The sequence below is a fragment of the Salsuginibacillus halophilus genome, assembly GCF_003014715.1.
GTDB classification, from domain to species: domain Bacteria; phylum Bacillota; class Bacilli; order Bacillales; family Marinococcaceae; genus Salsuginibacillus; species Salsuginibacillus halophilus.
In genome coordinates, this window is the sequence record NZ_PYAV01000007.1 from 53,888 (window position 1) to 69,414 (window position 15,527).

General features: G+C 43.9%; 20 protein-coding genes. 10 read left to right on the forward strand and 10 right to left on the reverse strand.

The features are described 5' to 3' along the window. Window positions 1–202: 202 nt before the first annotated feature. Window positions 203–1,045: a late competence protein ComER gene (comER, locus tag B0H94_RS07770; RefSeq protein WP_106588702.1), complete on the forward strand. Its 843-nt coding sequence runs from the start codon at window positions 203–205 to the stop codon at window positions 1,043–1,045. Between the two features lie 41 nt (window positions 1,046–1,086). Here comER and B0H94_RS07775 read toward each other — a convergent pair whose 3' ends face one another. From B0H94_RS07775 to B0H94_RS07810, 8 genes are read right to left on the reverse strand one after another with little or no spacing between them, the layout of a single operon-like run. Beyond that, window positions 1,087–1,815, reverse strand: coding sequence for a class I SAM-dependent DNA methyltransferase (locus B0H94_RS07775; RefSeq protein ID WP_106588703.1), 729 nt, complete (start codon window positions 1,813–1,815; stop codon window positions 1,087–1,089). 20 nt (window positions 1,816–1,835) lie between these two features. After that, window positions 1,836–2,183, reverse strand: coding sequence for a ribosome silencing factor (gene rsfS, locus B0H94_RS07780; protein WP_106588704.1), 348 nt, complete (start codon window positions 2,181–2,183; stop codon window positions 1,836–1,838). Window positions 2,184–2,242: 59 nt separating this feature from the next. Beyond that, window positions 2,243–2,800: a bis(5'-nucleosyl)-tetraphosphatase (symmetrical) YqeK gene (yqeK, locus tag B0H94_RS07785; RefSeq protein WP_106588705.1), complete on the reverse strand. Its 558-nt coding sequence runs from the start codon at window positions 2,798–2,800 to the stop codon at window positions 2,243–2,245. Beyond that, a complete protein-coding gene (locus B0H94_RS07790; protein ID WP_106588706.1) occupies window positions 2,793–3,368 on the reverse strand; it encodes a nicotinate-nucleotide adenylyltransferase in 576 nt (191 codons plus the stop codon). The genes yqeK and B0H94_RS07790 overlap by 8 nt, the downstream gene beginning before the upstream one ends. Before the next feature lie 12 nt (window positions 3,369–3,380). Continuing rightward, a complete protein-coding gene (gene yhbY, locus B0H94_RS07795; protein WP_106588707.1) occupies window positions 3,381–3,677 on the reverse strand; it encodes a ribosome assembly RNA-binding protein YhbY in 297 nt (98 codons plus the stop codon). Beyond that, on the reverse strand, window positions 3,658–4,515 hold the full coding sequence (gene aroE / locus B0H94_RS07800; protein ID WP_106588708.1) for a shikimate dehydrogenase: 858 nt from the start codon (window positions 4,513–4,515) through the stop codon (window positions 3,658–3,660). Before aroE ends, yhbY begins: the two co-directional genes overlap by 20 nt. A 17-nt stretch (window positions 4,516–4,532) precedes the next feature. After that, window positions 4,533–5,642: a ribosome biogenesis GTPase YqeH gene (gene yqeH / locus B0H94_RS07805; RefSeq protein WP_106588709.1), complete on the reverse strand. Its 1,110-nt coding sequence runs from the start codon at window positions 5,640–5,642 to the stop codon at window positions 4,533–4,535. Next, entirely contained in the window at window positions 5,632–6,165 is a 534-nt protein-coding gene (locus B0H94_RS07810) for a YqeG family HAD IIIA-type phosphatase (RefSeq protein WP_106588710.1), read from the reverse strand. Before B0H94_RS07810 ends, yqeH begins: the two co-directional genes overlap by 11 nt. 399 nt (window positions 6,166–6,564) lie before the next feature. Between B0H94_RS07810 and B0H94_RS07815 the strand changes: the two genes are divergently transcribed. Next, window positions 6,565–6,699, forward strand: coding sequence for a sporulation histidine kinase inhibitor Sda (locus B0H94_RS07815; RefSeq protein WP_345789039.1), 135 nt, complete (start codon window positions 6,565–6,567; stop codon window positions 6,697–6,699). Window positions 6,700–7,477: 778 nt separating this feature from the next. Here the strand turns inward: B0H94_RS07815 and B0H94_RS07820 are convergent. Then, complete coding sequence (locus B0H94_RS07820; protein ID WP_106588712.1) at window positions 7,478–7,678, reverse strand: hypothetical protein; 201 nt, start codon at window positions 7,676–7,678, stop codon at window positions 7,478–7,480. A 348-nt stretch (window positions 7,679–8,026) separates the two neighbouring features. Here B0H94_RS07820 and B0H94_RS07825 point away from each other — a divergent pair, with 348 nt between their 5' ends. From B0H94_RS07825 to mnhG, 6 genes are all read left to right on the forward strand, one after another. Then, window positions 8,027–10,447 carry a Na+/H+ antiporter subunit A gene (locus tag B0H94_RS07825; RefSeq protein ID WP_106588713.1) on the forward strand — a complete coding sequence of 807 codons (2,421 nt, stop codon included), beginning with the start codon at window positions 8,027–8,029 and terminating at the stop codon, window positions 10,445–10,447. A 69-nt stretch (window positions 10,448–10,516) separates the two neighbouring features. Beyond that, entirely contained in the window at window positions 10,517–10,855 is a 339-nt protein-coding gene (locus tag B0H94_RS07830; RefSeq protein ID WP_106588714.1) for a Na(+)/H(+) antiporter subunit C, read from the forward strand. Next, window positions 10,848–12,329 carry a Na+/H+ antiporter subunit D gene (locus tag B0H94_RS07835; RefSeq protein ID WP_106588715.1) on the forward strand — a complete coding sequence of 494 codons (1,482 nt, stop codon included), beginning with the start codon at window positions 10,848–10,850 and terminating at the stop codon, window positions 12,327–12,329. Before B0H94_RS07830 ends, B0H94_RS07835 begins: the two co-directional genes overlap by 8 nt. Window positions 12,330–12,334: 5 nt before the next feature. Further along, complete coding sequence (locus tag B0H94_RS07840; protein WP_106588716.1) at window positions 12,335–12,811, forward strand: Na+/H+ antiporter subunit E; 477 nt, start codon at window positions 12,335–12,337, stop codon at window positions 12,809–12,811. Then, on the forward strand, window positions 12,811–13,092 hold the full coding sequence (locus B0H94_RS07845; protein WP_106588717.1) for a Na(+)/H(+) antiporter subunit F1: 282 nt from the start codon (window positions 12,811–12,813) through the stop codon (window positions 13,090–13,092). The genes B0H94_RS07840 and B0H94_RS07845 overlap by 1 nt, the downstream gene beginning before the upstream one ends. Then, window positions 13,073–13,453 (forward strand): monovalent cation/H(+) antiporter subunit G, encoded by a 381-nt coding sequence (mnhG, locus tag B0H94_RS07850; RefSeq protein WP_106588718.1) that lies wholly within the window; start codon window positions 13,073–13,075, stop codon window positions 13,451–13,453. Before B0H94_RS07845 ends, mnhG begins: the two co-directional genes overlap by 20 nt. Before the next feature lie 17 nt (window positions 13,454–13,470). Here the strand turns inward: mnhG and asd are convergent, their stop codons facing one another. Then, window positions 13,471–14,247 carry an archaetidylserine decarboxylase gene (gene asd, locus B0H94_RS07855; RefSeq protein WP_106588719.1) on the reverse strand — a complete coding sequence of 259 codons (777 nt, stop codon included), beginning with the start codon at window positions 14,245–14,247 and terminating at the stop codon, window positions 13,471–13,473. Window positions 14,248–14,436: 189 nt separating this feature from the next. Here asd and pssA point away from each other — a divergent pair, with 189 nt between their 5' ends. Both pssA and B0H94_RS07865 read left to right on the forward strand, forming a co-directional pair. Then, window positions 14,437–14,982 (forward strand): CDP-diacylglycerol--serine O-phosphatidyltransferase, encoded by a 546-nt coding sequence (gene pssA, locus B0H94_RS07860; RefSeq protein ID WP_181315330.1) that lies wholly within the window; start codon window positions 14,437–14,439, stop codon window positions 14,980–14,982. Between the two features lie 205 nt (window positions 14,983–15,187). Then, window positions 15,188–15,463: an HU family DNA-binding protein gene (locus tag B0H94_RS07865; protein WP_106588721.1), complete on the forward strand. Its 276-nt coding sequence runs from the start codon at window positions 15,188–15,190 to the stop codon at window positions 15,461–15,463. Window positions 15,464–15,527: the final 64 nt, after the last annotated feature.

A 15,527-nucleotide genomic window follows, 5' to 3' on the forward strand; every position in this document is an offset into this window, starting at 1 on the left:
CGGAGAGTGCTTCGTTTTTTTTAGAAAATCAAGCAGCAGATTACGATTATAAATGTGCCAATCTGTGGCATATAGTGTCCACTTTATTGACAGGAGTCCATGAAGCGCCATTATGAAATTGACTTACCTACAAGTTTTATTCTAAAAACCTCACAAATGACATAAATTGAATTGATGAATTCGAAGTTAAGGAGATGAATATATGAAGGTTGGTGTAATTGGAACTGGAACGATGGGTGGCATGCTTGCAAAAACGATGGTTGAAAGTGGTGCAGTAGCCTCGGAAAATTTAATGCTATTCAACCGGACGAAAGCAAAAGGAGAAGCTGTAGCAGCTGCAACCGGCGGAAGCTGCGTGTCTACACTCCAGTCATTAATTCAAGCCGCGGACCTCATTTTTATTGCTGTACGACCGGATCAGTTTAGTGATGTGTGTGAAAACATAAGCGGGCTGCTAAAACAAGAGCAAGTCGTTGTCTCCATCACCAGCCCGGTGACTGCTTCAGATTTAGCTATGCTGCTTCCGTGCCGCACGGTCCAGTTCATCCCGAGCATTACAAATGAAGCACAAGCGGGTGGTTCTTTAATTGATTTTGGTGACGGATTTAACAGAGCGGAGCGCGCTGGTTTATCGGCTTGGTTTCGCCAGTTCAGCGAGCCGTTACCAATCATAGCTGATACGACACGAGCCGCTTCAGATTTGATCAGCTGCGGTCCGGCCTTCACAAGCTTTATTTTGCAGGAAATGATGACCGCTGCAGAACAAACCACTTCAATCCGCCAGCAAGAAGCAGAACAGTATATACGAGAGATGGTGATCGGGATGGGTGAATTGTTAAAACGCGGGTATTCGTTTGCCGAGCTTCAAGAAAAAGTATGTGTGCCAAATGGGGTGACAGGGGTCGGCTTGAAGGTGCTGGAGGAACAGCTTCGTGGTGTGTTTTCTCCATTATTTACAGCGACACATGCGAAGTTTGCGAAAGACGAAGAAATGGTGTCAGCAAACTTTTCGCATGCGCGCCAAAAGCTTAATGGAAATGGTTAAGCTTTATCATATCGAACTCTTGTTGAAAAGTACAGCAAAACTCAGCGTTCAGCTGTAAAGAAAAAACGTTCAGCCACTGCTTCATCAGGATGGTCAGCTTCGTAATGCACGCGGCTAAAACCTTGAGCTTCAAGCAGCCGGCGGTACTCCTCAGGCTGAAAGGTGCGCTGCATATGGGTTTCATCACTTCGTTCATACAAACCGGACGGGTGCTCTTCAAAGAAAGTTAGTTCGTGCTCAACGGAAAGCGGATCCTCTCCGGTAAATACATTCCAAATCACTGTAACGTCTTCTGATGCATCAGCAAACGATGTGCCCGGAAATACTTCTGTCATCTTGTAAGGGGTGTGAACATCAAACAAAAATAATCCTCCCGGCTTCAAGTGAGCTTTAACCCCGGAAAAAACGCGTTCAACGTCCGTTTCATCCCCGGCGTAATTAAGGGTATCACACCAAGCCATAACAGCGTCATACGTACCGAGTCCTTCTAACGCACGCATATCCTGGGCAAAAAGCGGCGGCTCATATCCGTGAGCCGCCGCTTTTCCTTGTGCAGCAGCTAGCATCTCTGCAGATAAATCCACACCAGTTACATGATATCCTTCATCAAGCAGCAGCAACATCATTGTACCGGTACCGCACCCAAGGTCAAGCACGTGATTAACCGCTTGCTCATGTTTTAAAAGTGAAGTTTTCACCCGCTCGGCCCATGCTTGATACGGTGCATCTTCCATTAAATCATCGTAAATCCAAGACAGCCGCTCATACATGCGTGCACGCCTCCGCGACGTTATACATTTTGAACTTCCATTTCTTTTGCGTCGCCCCAGAGTTTCTCCAAGTTATAATAATAACGCTCATCTTCGTTAAAAACATGAACAACGACATCATCTAAGTCAATCAATACCCATTTTGCATCGTCAAAACCTTCCATACGCTGAACGTTAAGGTCTGACAGGTGCGCCTGGTCTTTAATTTCACGGGCGATCGCTTGCACTTGCTTTGCTGAAGAACCGTGACAAATGACAAAGTAATCAGCAAGCAATGAAACACCTTGCATATTTAAGGCAGTAATACTTTTTGCTTTTTTATCATCTGCTGCATCAACAGCAAGTTTTAAAATTTCTTTTGGCTCCATAAATGGAATGCCCTCCTTTTTCGGTGGGTTGTCATGTTCTTTCCCTGAATGTGCTGCTTTTATGCAAGGATAAGCTCATTGTAAGCAGCTAGCGTTTTCTCAAAGACAGGCTGCCGCTTTTTGATAAGAAATGTAATTGTATTCCCAAGTGCTGTGCAGACTGCTTCGTCTAAGTCTTCATCTGCCTGTGCTCTTACATCTTCCACACCGGGGAAACGCCGGTTTGGTTCAATATAATCCGCTAAAAACAGCACTTTTTCCAGCACTGTCATCCCCGGTTTCCCTGTGGTATGCCATACAACTGCTTCTAAAATGGCTTCATCTTTCACCCCAAGTTCTTCCCGGGCAAGAACTGCACCGGCCGGAGCGTGCAGTAATTCACCGCCGTACGTAACAAATGCAGTATCCATTCCTTCATTTTTAATGATATCAGCCATCTCTTCTTTTGAACGAAACTTTGCATAATCGTGTATAATTGCCGCCCACGCTGCTCGCTCCACATCCGCCCCATACATTTGCGCCAGCCGTACAGCAGTATCTCTGACGCCAAGCGTGTGCGTATAACGATGCTCTGTTAAAGCGGCCTGCACCTGCTCTAAAACTTTTTCTTTATTCATATAACCGCCTCGCTTCAATTAAATTACGTACGCGCTCCGGCACTAAATAGCGGATGTTTTGGTTGTTTTGGATCCGTTCGCGCAATACAGAAGACGAGATATCAAACCGTGGTGCTTTCAAGTGGATTACACCTTCTTGAAATGGCGGTGACGCATAATAAGTTGGGCGGTCGAGTACAATAAATGTCACAAGCCTGCGCAGCTCTTCAATGTTTCTCCACGTATCAAGCGTATCCGCCATATCACCACCGACGATAAAGTAAAGCTCTGCAGGTGTTTCAATATCATTCATTAATGAGCGGACCGTATCGATCGTATAGGATGCACCTTCACGCTTTAACTCAACATCAGAAAAAAAGAAATGTTCATTGTCTTCAACCGCACTTGCGACCATATCTGCACGGTCATTCGTTGAGGCCATATTTTCCCGCGTTTTATGCGGGGGGATGTACGTTGGAATAAACCAAACTTCATCTAAACCGCAACCGATGAGTGCTTCCTGTGCAATCATGACATGAGCCATGTGCGGCGGGTCGAATGTTCCCCCTAGCAATCCGATACGTCTCATGACAAGAACTCCTTAGTCAGCCGGCAGTTCGATCTTCGGCTTAGTTTCCGAGCGACGGAACAAAACAATCGTTTGACCAATCACTTGGACAATTTCAGCATTTGTCCGCTCTGCTACTAGGCGGGCCGCTTCATGTTTATCTTCTAATGTATTTTGCAGGAGACTGATTTTAATCAATTCACGAGCTTCAAGCGCCTCGCGGATCTGCTGAATAAAATTCGGGGTAATCCCTGCTTTGCCAATTTGAAATAAAGGCTTCACTTGGTGAGCCTGCTTTCGTAAAAACTGCTTATCTTTCTTTGTTAACATCAATATTTCCTCCTAAGCGTCGCTTTACAACTTGTGTCATGGCTTGCAGGTCCGGGGCCTCCCCTGTCCATAATTCGAAAGAAAGTGCCCCTTGACGGACGAACATCCCCAGTCCGTTGTGAACTCCTGCGCCCCGCGCTTCACTTTCGCGCAGCCATTTCGTCTTTTCCGGGTTATAAATAAGGTCACTCACCCATTTGTTTTCATCCATTGCCTCAACCGGAAACGGAACTTCATCGATATGAGGGCTCATCCCTACCGAAGTTGTATTAATAAATAAATCATAATCGATAGCTTCACGCTTTGCCGTTTCAAGATCAACCGGCACGATTTCTGTAGCTGATGCACATTCAGCCGCTACAGTTTCTGCTTTTTCTGCCGTTCGATTTGTAACAAATAAGCCGGCTGTACCGTAGCGCGACAATACAGTAGCTACCGCACGAGCTGCGCCGCCGGCTCCGATAATAAGCACGCGCTTATGGCGAAGCGCTGGCCCAATAGCATCAATTAATGAATCAAGATAGCCTTGACCGTCCGTATTATAGCCGATGAGCCGGCCATCTTTGTTAACCACTGTATTTACAGCGCCAATGGCTTGTGCATCTTCACTAATCTCATCCAGCTCATCCATCACTGCCACTTTATGCGGCACAGTTACATTCCAACCGGCAACACCGAGCGTTTTCAAAGCCGCAACCGCTGCCGGCAAATGTTCAGGTGCGGTATCAAAGGCATGATAGCGGTGTGGTAAACCAAGTTTATTAAAAGCAGTATTATGAAGCTCGGGAGACATTGAATGTCCAACTGGATGCCCCAGCAGCGCATAAAGATTTGCCATACCTTTGCTCTCCTCTATTAAATAATTGCACTTCGCAAGGTTGCCCCTGCACCATCTGGTAAATGGAGCTTAACTTTCACACCTGCATTAACAACTGTGATCCAGCCAAGACCTGGAATAACAATATCAGTTTTTTCCTCGCGAATTTCCCACTCGTGAACTTTCAACGGCGGAAATGTTTCTAAACTTTCAACCCCGGGGGGTGCAAGCATCTGACCTCGGTGCCGTTCATATAAGTCATCAGCATTTTCTGTTTTCGTTCGGTGAATGTGCAGATCATTTGCTGTATAACAAACAAAAGACGACGGAGAGCCCTCTACAAAATCGAGCCTCGCCACCCCCCCAAAAAACAGTGTCTGCCCTGGGTTTAACTGATAAATCGATGGTTTCATTTCTTTATCAGGCATAATCTGTTCAAGTTCCTTTGGCCCAACAAAATGTGCCATCTGCTCTGGGTTGATAATCCCCGGCGTATCATAAAGCATACTGCCATCGTCAAGCTCAACACCGATCATACCAAGTGTCGTGCCAGGAAACCTTGAAGTTGTTAAAGCATCATCGCCTTCTCCAGTTAATTGCTTCAACAATGTATTAATAAATGTAGATTTACCAACATTTGTGCACCCAACAACATAAACGTCGCGATCTTTACGGTGTTGATCAATCGCCCGGGCAACTTTTTCAACATCGTGACCTTTCGATGCGCTCATCAGCCGGACGTCTTTCGGCTGCAACCCTCGCTTTTCTGCTTCACTTCGCATCCAGAGCATGACTTTATTTTGATTCACAGACTTCGGCAGTACGTCTGCTTTATTACCCACAATCATAACATCTTGTCCGTCAGACGAACGAGTTAACATATCGATCCAGCTGCCTTCAAAATCAAAGATATCTACAATCTTCACGATGAAAGCATCTGCTTTTGTAACTTGATTGGCGATGGCTACAAAATCTTCATCACTTAATGGAACATCTGGAACTTCATTATAATGACGCAGTCTAAAGCAACGCTGACAGATAACTTCCTCACGAGACAGTGCTGCTTTTGGTACATAGCCGGGCTTTTCAGCATCTTCTGATTGAAGCTCAATCCCGCACCCATGACAGGTTAACGTTTCACTTGTCATTCGTTTTACCTCCTGCCTCAATGTTATAGCCTCTTTTCTTTAAACGTTTAAGCACCCGGCGCTCCACACTGCGGTTTACTTTTGTAAAAATATTGTCTGAATCAGTTACGGGCTTAACTAAGATCGTATAATAGCCGCCACGATTTCCACCTAAAATGTCGGTGAGTAGCTGATCTCCAACCACCACCGTTTCGGTGGTTTTTGTATCCATTTCTGCACAAGCACGACGGAAGGCCCGGCGTGAAGGCTTTCTCGCTGAATGAATAAATGTAATGCCATGCGGTTCTGAAAACGCACGCACTCTGCTTTCATTATTATTTGATACAATGGTTAACTTCAAGCCGGCTTTTTTAACTTGCTCAAACCACTCCATAAGCGCCGGTGTAGCTTCCGGACGGTCCCATTCAACTAACGTATTATCAAGATCAGTAATGACTCCTTGAAAACCACGGGCTGCTAAATCTTCAAGATTAATATCATAAACTGATGGTACAAATTGATCCGGTACGAATTTTGTAAGCAAGCACGCTACCCCTTCCGTAGACTGCAGATTTCATATTTTTTCTTCGCTCAACTAAACAAAAAGTATAACGGCTATACCGTCTTTTTTCAATCCACCTTCGGTTTAAGCACTAAGCTGTCTTCAATTTTAACAAAAATAATTTTCGACAATTTCACCCGGTTCATTTAGCTTGTGGATAAATTATCCACGGAATGAATGCTGATTCATCAGTGGTTTTAACACTTATTTACATTTAATTAACAGCTTATCCACGATTGATTGTGGATAACAAGAACGGTTGTTCTCCTTCTAGAAGCGTGCTACGCTACATATAGATCAAGTTTACACATTCATCCAATGCACAAAAAGTTACAGAAAGGAGTGAACGGCTGCTTACAGCAGCGTCTGTATATGTATTATATGTCCGATGACCTTTTACTCGAAACTTATAACAAGGCCCTTGAGTTCAATCTGTCTTACGATTTTATTGTTCTACTTTTGGCTGAAATCGAGCGCCGCTCCCTTCAGGTTAAAGAAGCTGTCCTAACACCTTAAAAAATACAAAACATCAACGTATAAATATCAAGTTCAAGACAAACCTTAACTTCCTGGGGAGGCAATCGCTACTTGCTGGAATTTGGCTCGGGCTGTTTCTAATGGCATTGCAGTCAATGGCTTGTCCTTCCAATGGCACTTGTATCTTTTATGAAGGACTGAGCGCACATATCATTTCTACCTACCATTATACGCACACCTGTAAGATAACTTCTTTTCATAACTTTTGCCCTCTATCAAAGCTGGCCTTTGGCTCAACGCCTCAAAGGCCAGCTTTGATTTTTTTCATCCAAACAACCATGAACTTTTAAATCCAGCTGTGCTAAATACGCATTTACGCGAACATTTCATTATTAGCATAAACTGTCACGTACCCGTGATCCACAAGCTGACAAATACCCGTGTTACAAATTTGAATTCTATGTTAATTCTATAGATAAGTTTTCTTAATTAAATGAATTTCATAATTAGAGGATAAAAACCGATCAATGAACGTAACCGAAACGAAAACGGACGCTTTCCCGTGGGCTTGCCTTCAACTAACTTGTTCGATTGATTTCAATTCGAACAAGTAGATCTTCAGCCTGCACTTGTCCCTCTGGGCGTCGCCGTCTTTCGTTTCGGCCACTTTTAAATTTACGGAGCATTTGTTTTATCGCCCATGAAGCGACATTATGAAATTGAGTCATTTACCATAAATCCTTTTTTAAGATTTCCTTGTTCAATCTCCATTTTACGCCGATTTAAAGATTTTCCCGGAGCCATAAACAGAGCAGACCTACGAGTCCGGGAGGCGCTGAATATATTCGCGCGGTGACAGCCAAACATTCGTTTCAAGCGGTCTTGCTTCTAACAAAAGCGCCCGCTCCGGATGAACTTCTGCTTCATGAAGTCCGGGGTTTGTCCATAAATCAGCTGCAAGTGCTGCAGCAAACATTGTTGCAAAAATGCTTAAACTCATTACGATTTTTTGTTTCATGTCAAATCACACCATTTAAGGAGATTTACGTTCAATTATTAAGGTGTGATTCGTCTTCACTTTTATACATTCTTAAGAAAAATTTTTAAATGACGTCGAATTTCATCATATTTATAAGTTTGTATCCATTCCGGTTAAACTAGGCATTACAGGATGCACGGCAAATCGTTTTAAGTTATAATTTACTCTAGTTATGTGTCAAAGCGGTACGATGTAACTAAAATCGACAGCGTCGGTCTGCATGTCAAAGTGCGAATGGGATGATACGCCCGATTGAAGAAGCTCTAGCAGCTTCTTTTCTTCTGTTCGCCTAAAATGCAAATTATTCATAAGGAGGTTTACCCGTCCATGACTTGGCTGCACTTGGCAATTATATCGCCATTCTTGCTTGCAATACTTATACCATTTTTGTATCGGTACGCTCGAAACATTCACACCGGTTGGTTTGTATTTCTTTTGCCGCTCGCTTTGTTTGCTTACTTTTTAACTTATGTTCCTGTAACTTCAGGCGGAGGTACGCATCAAGCTAACCTGCCCTGGGTTCCTTCACTCGGCATTTATTTCAATGCATACGTTGACGGGCTCAGCCTTCTATTCGCGCTTTTAATCACAGGAATCGGTGCGCTTGTCGTCTTGTATTCGATTTATTACTTATCGAAAAAAACCGAACCGCTGCACAACTTTTATGTTTACTTAATGATGTTCATGGGGGCAATGCTTGGTGTTGTTTTAACTGACAACCTTATTGTCATCTATGTGTTCTGGGAGTTGACGAGTTTAGCTTCAAGCTTACTGATCAGCTATTGGTTCCACCGGCAGGCATCGATTTACGGTGCACAAAAATCAATGATGATTACGGTCTTCGGCGGTTTTTCAATGCTCGGTGGTTTCTCACTTTTGTATGTCATGACCGACACGTTCAGCATTCAAGAGATCATCGCACAAGCAGATCAAGTGGTGGAAAGCCCGCTGTTTCTCCCAGCAATGCTTTTAATCCTTTTAGGAGCATTTACAAAATCAGCCCAGTTTCCATTTCACATCTGGCTGCCGGATGCGATGGAAGCGCCGACACCAGTTAGTGCATACTTGCACTCAGCGACAATGGTTAAAGCTGGTATTTATCTTGTCGCCCGCTTAACACCTGTGTTTGGAGGCACACCTGAATGGTTCTGGCTACTTTCAGGTTTTGGTATCTTAACGTTAACCTGGGGCTCCATATCAGCTGTCAGACAGAAAGACTTAAAAGGGATCCTTGCCTTTTCAACCATCAGTCAGCTCGGTTTAATTATGTGTCTCTTAGGTCTTGGTTCAGCTTCGCTTTATTTTACAGATGCTGATGAAACAACGATGTACGCAACAGCGACACTCGCTGCTGTATTTCACTTAGTGAACCATGCAACGTTTAAAGGAAGCCTGTTTATGACCGCCGGGATTGTAGATCACGAAACCGGCACAAGGGATATCCGAAAACTTGGTGGTTTAATGACCATCATGCCGGTCACATTTACCGTATCATTAATTGGAACAGCTGCTATGGCCGGCTTGCCGCCTTTTAATGGCTTCTTAAGTAAAGAGATGTTTTTCACCGGTGTGTTAAACGCCACTGAATTAAACATCTTTAACATGGAAACGGTCGGCTTTATCTTCCCGGTATTTGCCTGGATCGCAAGTATCTTTACGTTCTTGTATTGCTTGATCATGTTCTTCCGTACCTTTACAGGGAAATTTGAACCGAGCAATTACGAAGTTGACCATGTACACGAAGCACCAAAAGGAATGCTGATCAGCCCGGTTATTCTCGGCTCTTTAGTGATCATTTTCGGTTTCTTCCCGAACCTGCTCACTTATACCATCCTTGAGCCAGCGATGGCAGCAATCATTCCTGATTCCATGAATTATATTGAATCAGCGATCTTTAATATTTATCATTGGCACGGGTTTAACGCAGAAATCTTTATGACCCTTGGGGTTGTAGCCTTTGGTGCATTGTTATTCATTAACATGGGCAAATGGTCTGCGCTTTCGATTTATCAAAAAGAGCGCGATCCATTAAACAGGGCATATGACGGTTCTCTTGACGGCTTAATCACTGGCTCGCAGGCGGTAACACGTATTCAAATGACCGGCCTTCTCCGTGATTACTTTGCGTTTATGCTCGTATTTATGGTCATGCTGCTGCTCTATTCAATGTTCTATGCAGATGCATTCGCCATTAACACGCAGGATCTGGCACCGATTTCTCCACATATGTGGGTGCTTACCATTCTGTTTATTGCAGCAACGCTTGTTATGCCGTTTATCAATCACCGGGTTACGGCGATTATTACAATCGGGGTTATCGGCTTTTTACTTGCGCTCTTCTTTGTCGTCTTCCGGGCGCAGGACCTTGCCATTACTCAGCTTCTCGTGGAAACAGTACTGGTCATTCTGCTCCTGCTTGCGTTTTATCATTTGCCGGAGATTAGAAAAGAAACATTTAAGCCGGTATTTAAACTTACGAACGCCGTCATTTCAGTTGCTGTCGGTGTAACTGTTACACTTATTGCATTTAGTGCACACGCAATGCAGCATGAGCGTCCATTCGGGGCGATCTCGGAGTACTTCATTGAGAATACGTACGAGCTTACAGGCGGTCAAAACATGGTTAACTTAATTCTTGTTGACTTCCGTGCCATTGATACGATTCTTGAGGTTCTTGTTTTAGCGATTGCTGCCCTTGGTGTTGTGACGATGATCAAGCTTCGGATGAACGGACGCGAAGATGTATAACAAGTAGCGCCGGCTCCGGCCGGCCTCTGCTTCTGAAGGTGATATTGAAAATTAGGAGAGGATGCACTTATGGAAATCCTTATGTCAATCACGGTCGGTGTCCTCTTTATGGTCGGAACGTATATGATTTTGACAAAAAGCATTCTCCGCGTCATTTTAGGTTTGATGTTGATGTCGCACGGAGCGCACCTTTTGCTACTCGTAATGGCTGATTTAAAAGCCGGCGCTCCTCCATTACTCGGCGAGGATGCAACTGCGTTTTCCGATCCACTGCCCCAGGCACTGATTTTAACCGCCATTGTTATCAGCTTTGGTGTAACATCCTTTTTACTTGTACTTGCTTATCGAACGTACAAAGCACATCAAACAGATGATCTTGAAAAATTGAGGGGTACTGCTGATGAATAGTTTAGTCGTATTACCAGTACTGCTTCCTTTTCTTGTTGGTTCAATTTTAATTCTACTTGTTAAACGGCACGCGCTGCAGCGCTGGATCAGCGGTATCACGATGACAGCTCTGCTTGTATTATCAATCATACTTGCCGTTGTCGTTTATCAAGACGGAATACAAATTTCAGAACTCGGGAATTGGGAAGCACCGTTCGGAATTATTTTCGTCGCAGACATGTTTGCAACGTTGATGGTGGTTTTATCAAGCATCGTCGGCTTTACTTGCTTGTTTTTTGCATTTCGAACCATTGCCCCAGTCCGTGAAAAGTATTACTTCTACCCTTTTTACTTCTTCCTGCTTACTGGGGTTAACGGTGCATTTTTAACCGGCGACTTATTTAACCTCTTCGTCTTTTTCGAAGTGATGCTCATTGCTTCATACATTCTAATCGTACACGGAAGCACAAATTATCAGCTACGCGAATCGTTCAAATATGTTGCAATTAACGTTTTCGCCTCCTTGTTCTTTATCGTCGGGGTTGCTTATATGTATGCTGCAACCGGTACATTGAACTTTGCCCACCTCGCCGAAAGAATTGACGAAATGGAACAAACCGGCGTACTGAATGTTATTGCGATCTTGTTTTTACTCGTATTTGCCATGAAAGGGGCTTTGTTCCCGCTTTACTTTTGGCTGCCGCGTTCCTATTACGGTCCTCCGGCTGCAATCGCTGCTTTATTCGGTGGACTTTTAACAAAAGTTGGTATTTATGCGATCATCCGGATGTTTACGCTCGTATTTAACCATGACCCGACCTTTACACATAACATTATTCTTGCTTTGGCCGGGTTTACAATGTTTTTCGGCGTACTCGGAGCTGTTTCGCAGTTTGACTTTAAACGCATCTTGTCGTACCACATCATCAGCCAGGTTGGTTACATGGTGATGGGCCTCGGCTTGTATACCCAGCTTGCAATTGCCGGGGCGATTTATTATATCGCCCACCACATTATCGTAAAGGCAGCGCTGTTTCTATTTGCCGGTGCTGCGCAGAAAATCACTGGAGAAACCCATCTCAAGAAAATGGGCGGCCTGCTCGGTTCACATCCGGTCTTAGCATGGATGTTCTTTATCACAGCGATATCACTAGCAGGCATTCCACCACTTAGCGGTTTCTTCAGTAAGTTTGCGCTCATTTTATCCGGCTTTGAGGAAGGACGCTACATTATCGTAACCGTTGCACTGATCGTCGGGCTGTTAACACTCTTCTCGATGATTAAGATCTTTATGTATGCCTTCTGGGGAGAAAGAAAGCATACGGAAGAACAAAGCCAGATGAAAATCGGCAGTGTCCTTCTGCCAATTGTACCGCTCGTTGCGCTTACGATCATTATGGGCTTTGCTGCTGAACCGATTTTCCAGTATTCCGAAGCCATTGCTGCAGAACTGCTGGAGCCTGACGTCTATATTAATTCTGTGCTGAAGGAGTAGGTTGTATGGCTTTTCAAATATTATTAAACCTGTTGATCGCCGTCGTTTGGATGGCCCTGCAGAACAGCTATACGCCCGTCGATTTTCTTTTCGGCTACGTCGTCGGTATCTTTGTGCTGCTGATTCTGCGCACTGTGCTGCGCTTCGACTTTTATATGCGCAGAGTCTATGCCGTCTTCAAGCTCTTCCTGCTGTTCTCTAAGGAACTGATTATGGCAAACATTGATATGATTCGGATTGTGTTAAGTCCGAAGCTCACAAACAAACCAGGCATTGTTGCGGTACCTACCCGGTTATCATCAGACTGGGAGGTTACCCTGCTTGCCTCGCTTATTTCATTAACACCCGGGACGCTTTCAATGGATTTCTCAGAGGACGGCCGGACCATTTACATCCATAACATTGATGTGCCTAACCGCGAAGAAATGATTAAAGATATTCAAGACAAATTTGAAAAAGCCATCTTGGAGGTGACAAGATAATGCTAGAAATCGTTTTTTATTCCGTTCTTGTCATCATGTCCGGTTCGCTTTTCATCTGTTTTCTTCGCGCAGTGATCGGTCCGACCATGTCCGACCGCGTCGTTGCACTTGATACATTCGGCCTTAACATGATTGGCTTTATCGGGATTTTGATGATGCTTCAAGACACGACGGCATATGCAGAAGTTATGCTTGTCATTGCTGTCCTTGCATTTCTCGGGTCTGTAGCACTGGCGAAGTTTATAGAAAGAGGTGTCGTCATTGATCGAGATCTTGATTAGCATCTTCGTACTCATCGGTGGTTTTTTCAGCCTGCTTGGTTCTATAGGGATCCTGCGTCTAAAAGATGTGTACGGACGTATTCACGCAGCAACAAAAAGTGCAACACTCGGCGTTGTTGCAACGATTACCGGCACCTTTCTTTACTTTCTTATCATTGATGGTGAGTTTTCAGGAAACATTTTGTTAACCATTTTATTTGTGTTTATGACCGCACCTGTAGCGGCTCATATCATTTCGCGATCCGCCCACCGGACCGGAATTAAGCTTTGGGAGCAAAGCACTGTTGATGAACTTGTTGACACGTATCCTGAAAAAGAAAGACAACTACATCAACAAGCAGAAAAAACGGAAAGAAGCTAAGCTTCTTTCCGTTTTTCTCATAAATTCAACTGGGATATACTGCTTCCCATATGTATTTCTTCACCTTCTTCACAGTGAAACGCTTCTACAGATCTACCAGTTAATAAAACAACCGTAGAACCAAATGCAAAGTAGCCAACCTCCTGCCCGCGCTTCCATTCATTTTCAGGGGCTGTTAACAAAATACTGTTAACATTGAGGGCTCCTACTTTTACAAGCGCCATTGGACCTGCATCAGTTTCAAACTCTGTAACCACCCGATAATTACGGCTGAGCGGCTCATCAGCCATTTTTAAACCTGCAGGGTTCACAGGAGCGGATTTGGAACCAAAACGCTTCTGCGCGCGCACAGCGCCGTCATACGGCGCATGAATACGATGATAATGCGCAGGGCTTAAATAAAACACAAAGTAACTTCCTTCCGCATAATCATGCTTTGCATTTTGACGCCCAAGCATTTTTTCTAACGTATAAGTCTGCCCTTTTAATTGAAAGGCCGTATGTGCATCGAGGTTTCCTTGCGCACCGAGAACAGCATCAACCGGACTGATTAACTGTGAAGGGTCATGATTGATCGTACGGCTTCCTTCCACCAAAGACCTTGTAAAGAATGAGTGCAGACTATCATAGTCATGAAGTGTTAAAGCTGCTTCCTCCTTATTCACTTGAAATGTATGAGCAAACGATTGAATTAACCGGCGGCTGCTCTTTACGCCGGAAGCATGCGAAAGTACACGACTTAAAGCTCTGTTGCCGGCGAGTTCTATAAATGAACGATATAAAAATTTTTTCATGTGACTCCTCCCGTTTCAAACCTTGGAAATGAGCTGTTAATATATGAATATCATTTAACTATACGCAAATTCCATGTTTTTTTTAATTTTAAGTTGGGAAATGTGGTTTATAGTTTTATTTTATACACGGTATAATAGATATTTCAAATTTTAAGTGGTAAACTGCGTGACAGATCATAACTAGAGGTGATTTTTTTGGTTTGGCACCAAGCATTAGATGAAACATTAAAATGGGTGAAATCTCATACAGCGAATGCGCTTACTTTGATCAACTTAGGTTTAGGGTGTTTAGCTATTATTTTTGTATTGCACATGCAGCCCGGCGCAGCGGTATTTCTCATTGCGCTAGCCGCCTTGATTGACCGTTTGGATGGTATGGTGGCGCGAAAATTAGATATCGTCTCTGATTTTGGTAAGCAGCTGGATTCACTCTGTGATCTCGTTTCCTTCGGCTTAGCACCGATCTTCCTTCTATATACACTCGCATTATCGGAGTTTGGGATTACCGGGATTTTCTTTTCGATGTTATTCGTAGCTTGCGGTGCAATACGGCTTGCGAAGTTTAACATTGTGGAGTTTGAAGGTTATTTCGTCGGGCTGCCAATTACAGCTGCCGGCGTTGTTTTAACCATATCTGCGATGTTTGCAGATATTTGGAGCGGGGTATGGTTTTTAATCTTAACATTTGTATTATCATTTTTAATGATTGGACCATTTCGCTTAAAAAAAATGTAGCTTTCAAAACTCCGCTGAAACAGGCAGAAGTCCGGTTCATTTTTAACAGAAACCATGTATATTTTGGAAAATATACGTCCAAACTTGGGATCCGCCCCTCGAAAATCCGTCAAATTCCGCGAGAATACTTGACACACCGGGGGTTGGATGAGTACATTTGTTATGTGCAGGCATATTATTACAGGGATGAAAGGGAGTTTTCTTAATGAACAAAACAGATTTGATCAACGCGGTTGCTGAACAAGCAGACCTTTCAAAAAAAGATGCTTCGAAAGCAGTGGACGCTGTATTTGACAGCATCACTGAGACTTTGAAGCAGGGTGACAAAGTACAGCTTGTCGGCTTTGGCAGCTTTGAAGTACGTGAACGTTCTTCCCGTAAAGGACGCAATCCACAAACTGGCGAGGAGATCGAAATTCCTTCCTCGAAGAACCCGGCTTTCCGTCCAGGTAAGCAGTTGAAAGACGACGTTAACGCCTAATTATACTTAGCCGCACGTGAAAAAGATGCCGCTGTTTTTACATAGCGCGGCATCTTTTTTGTTT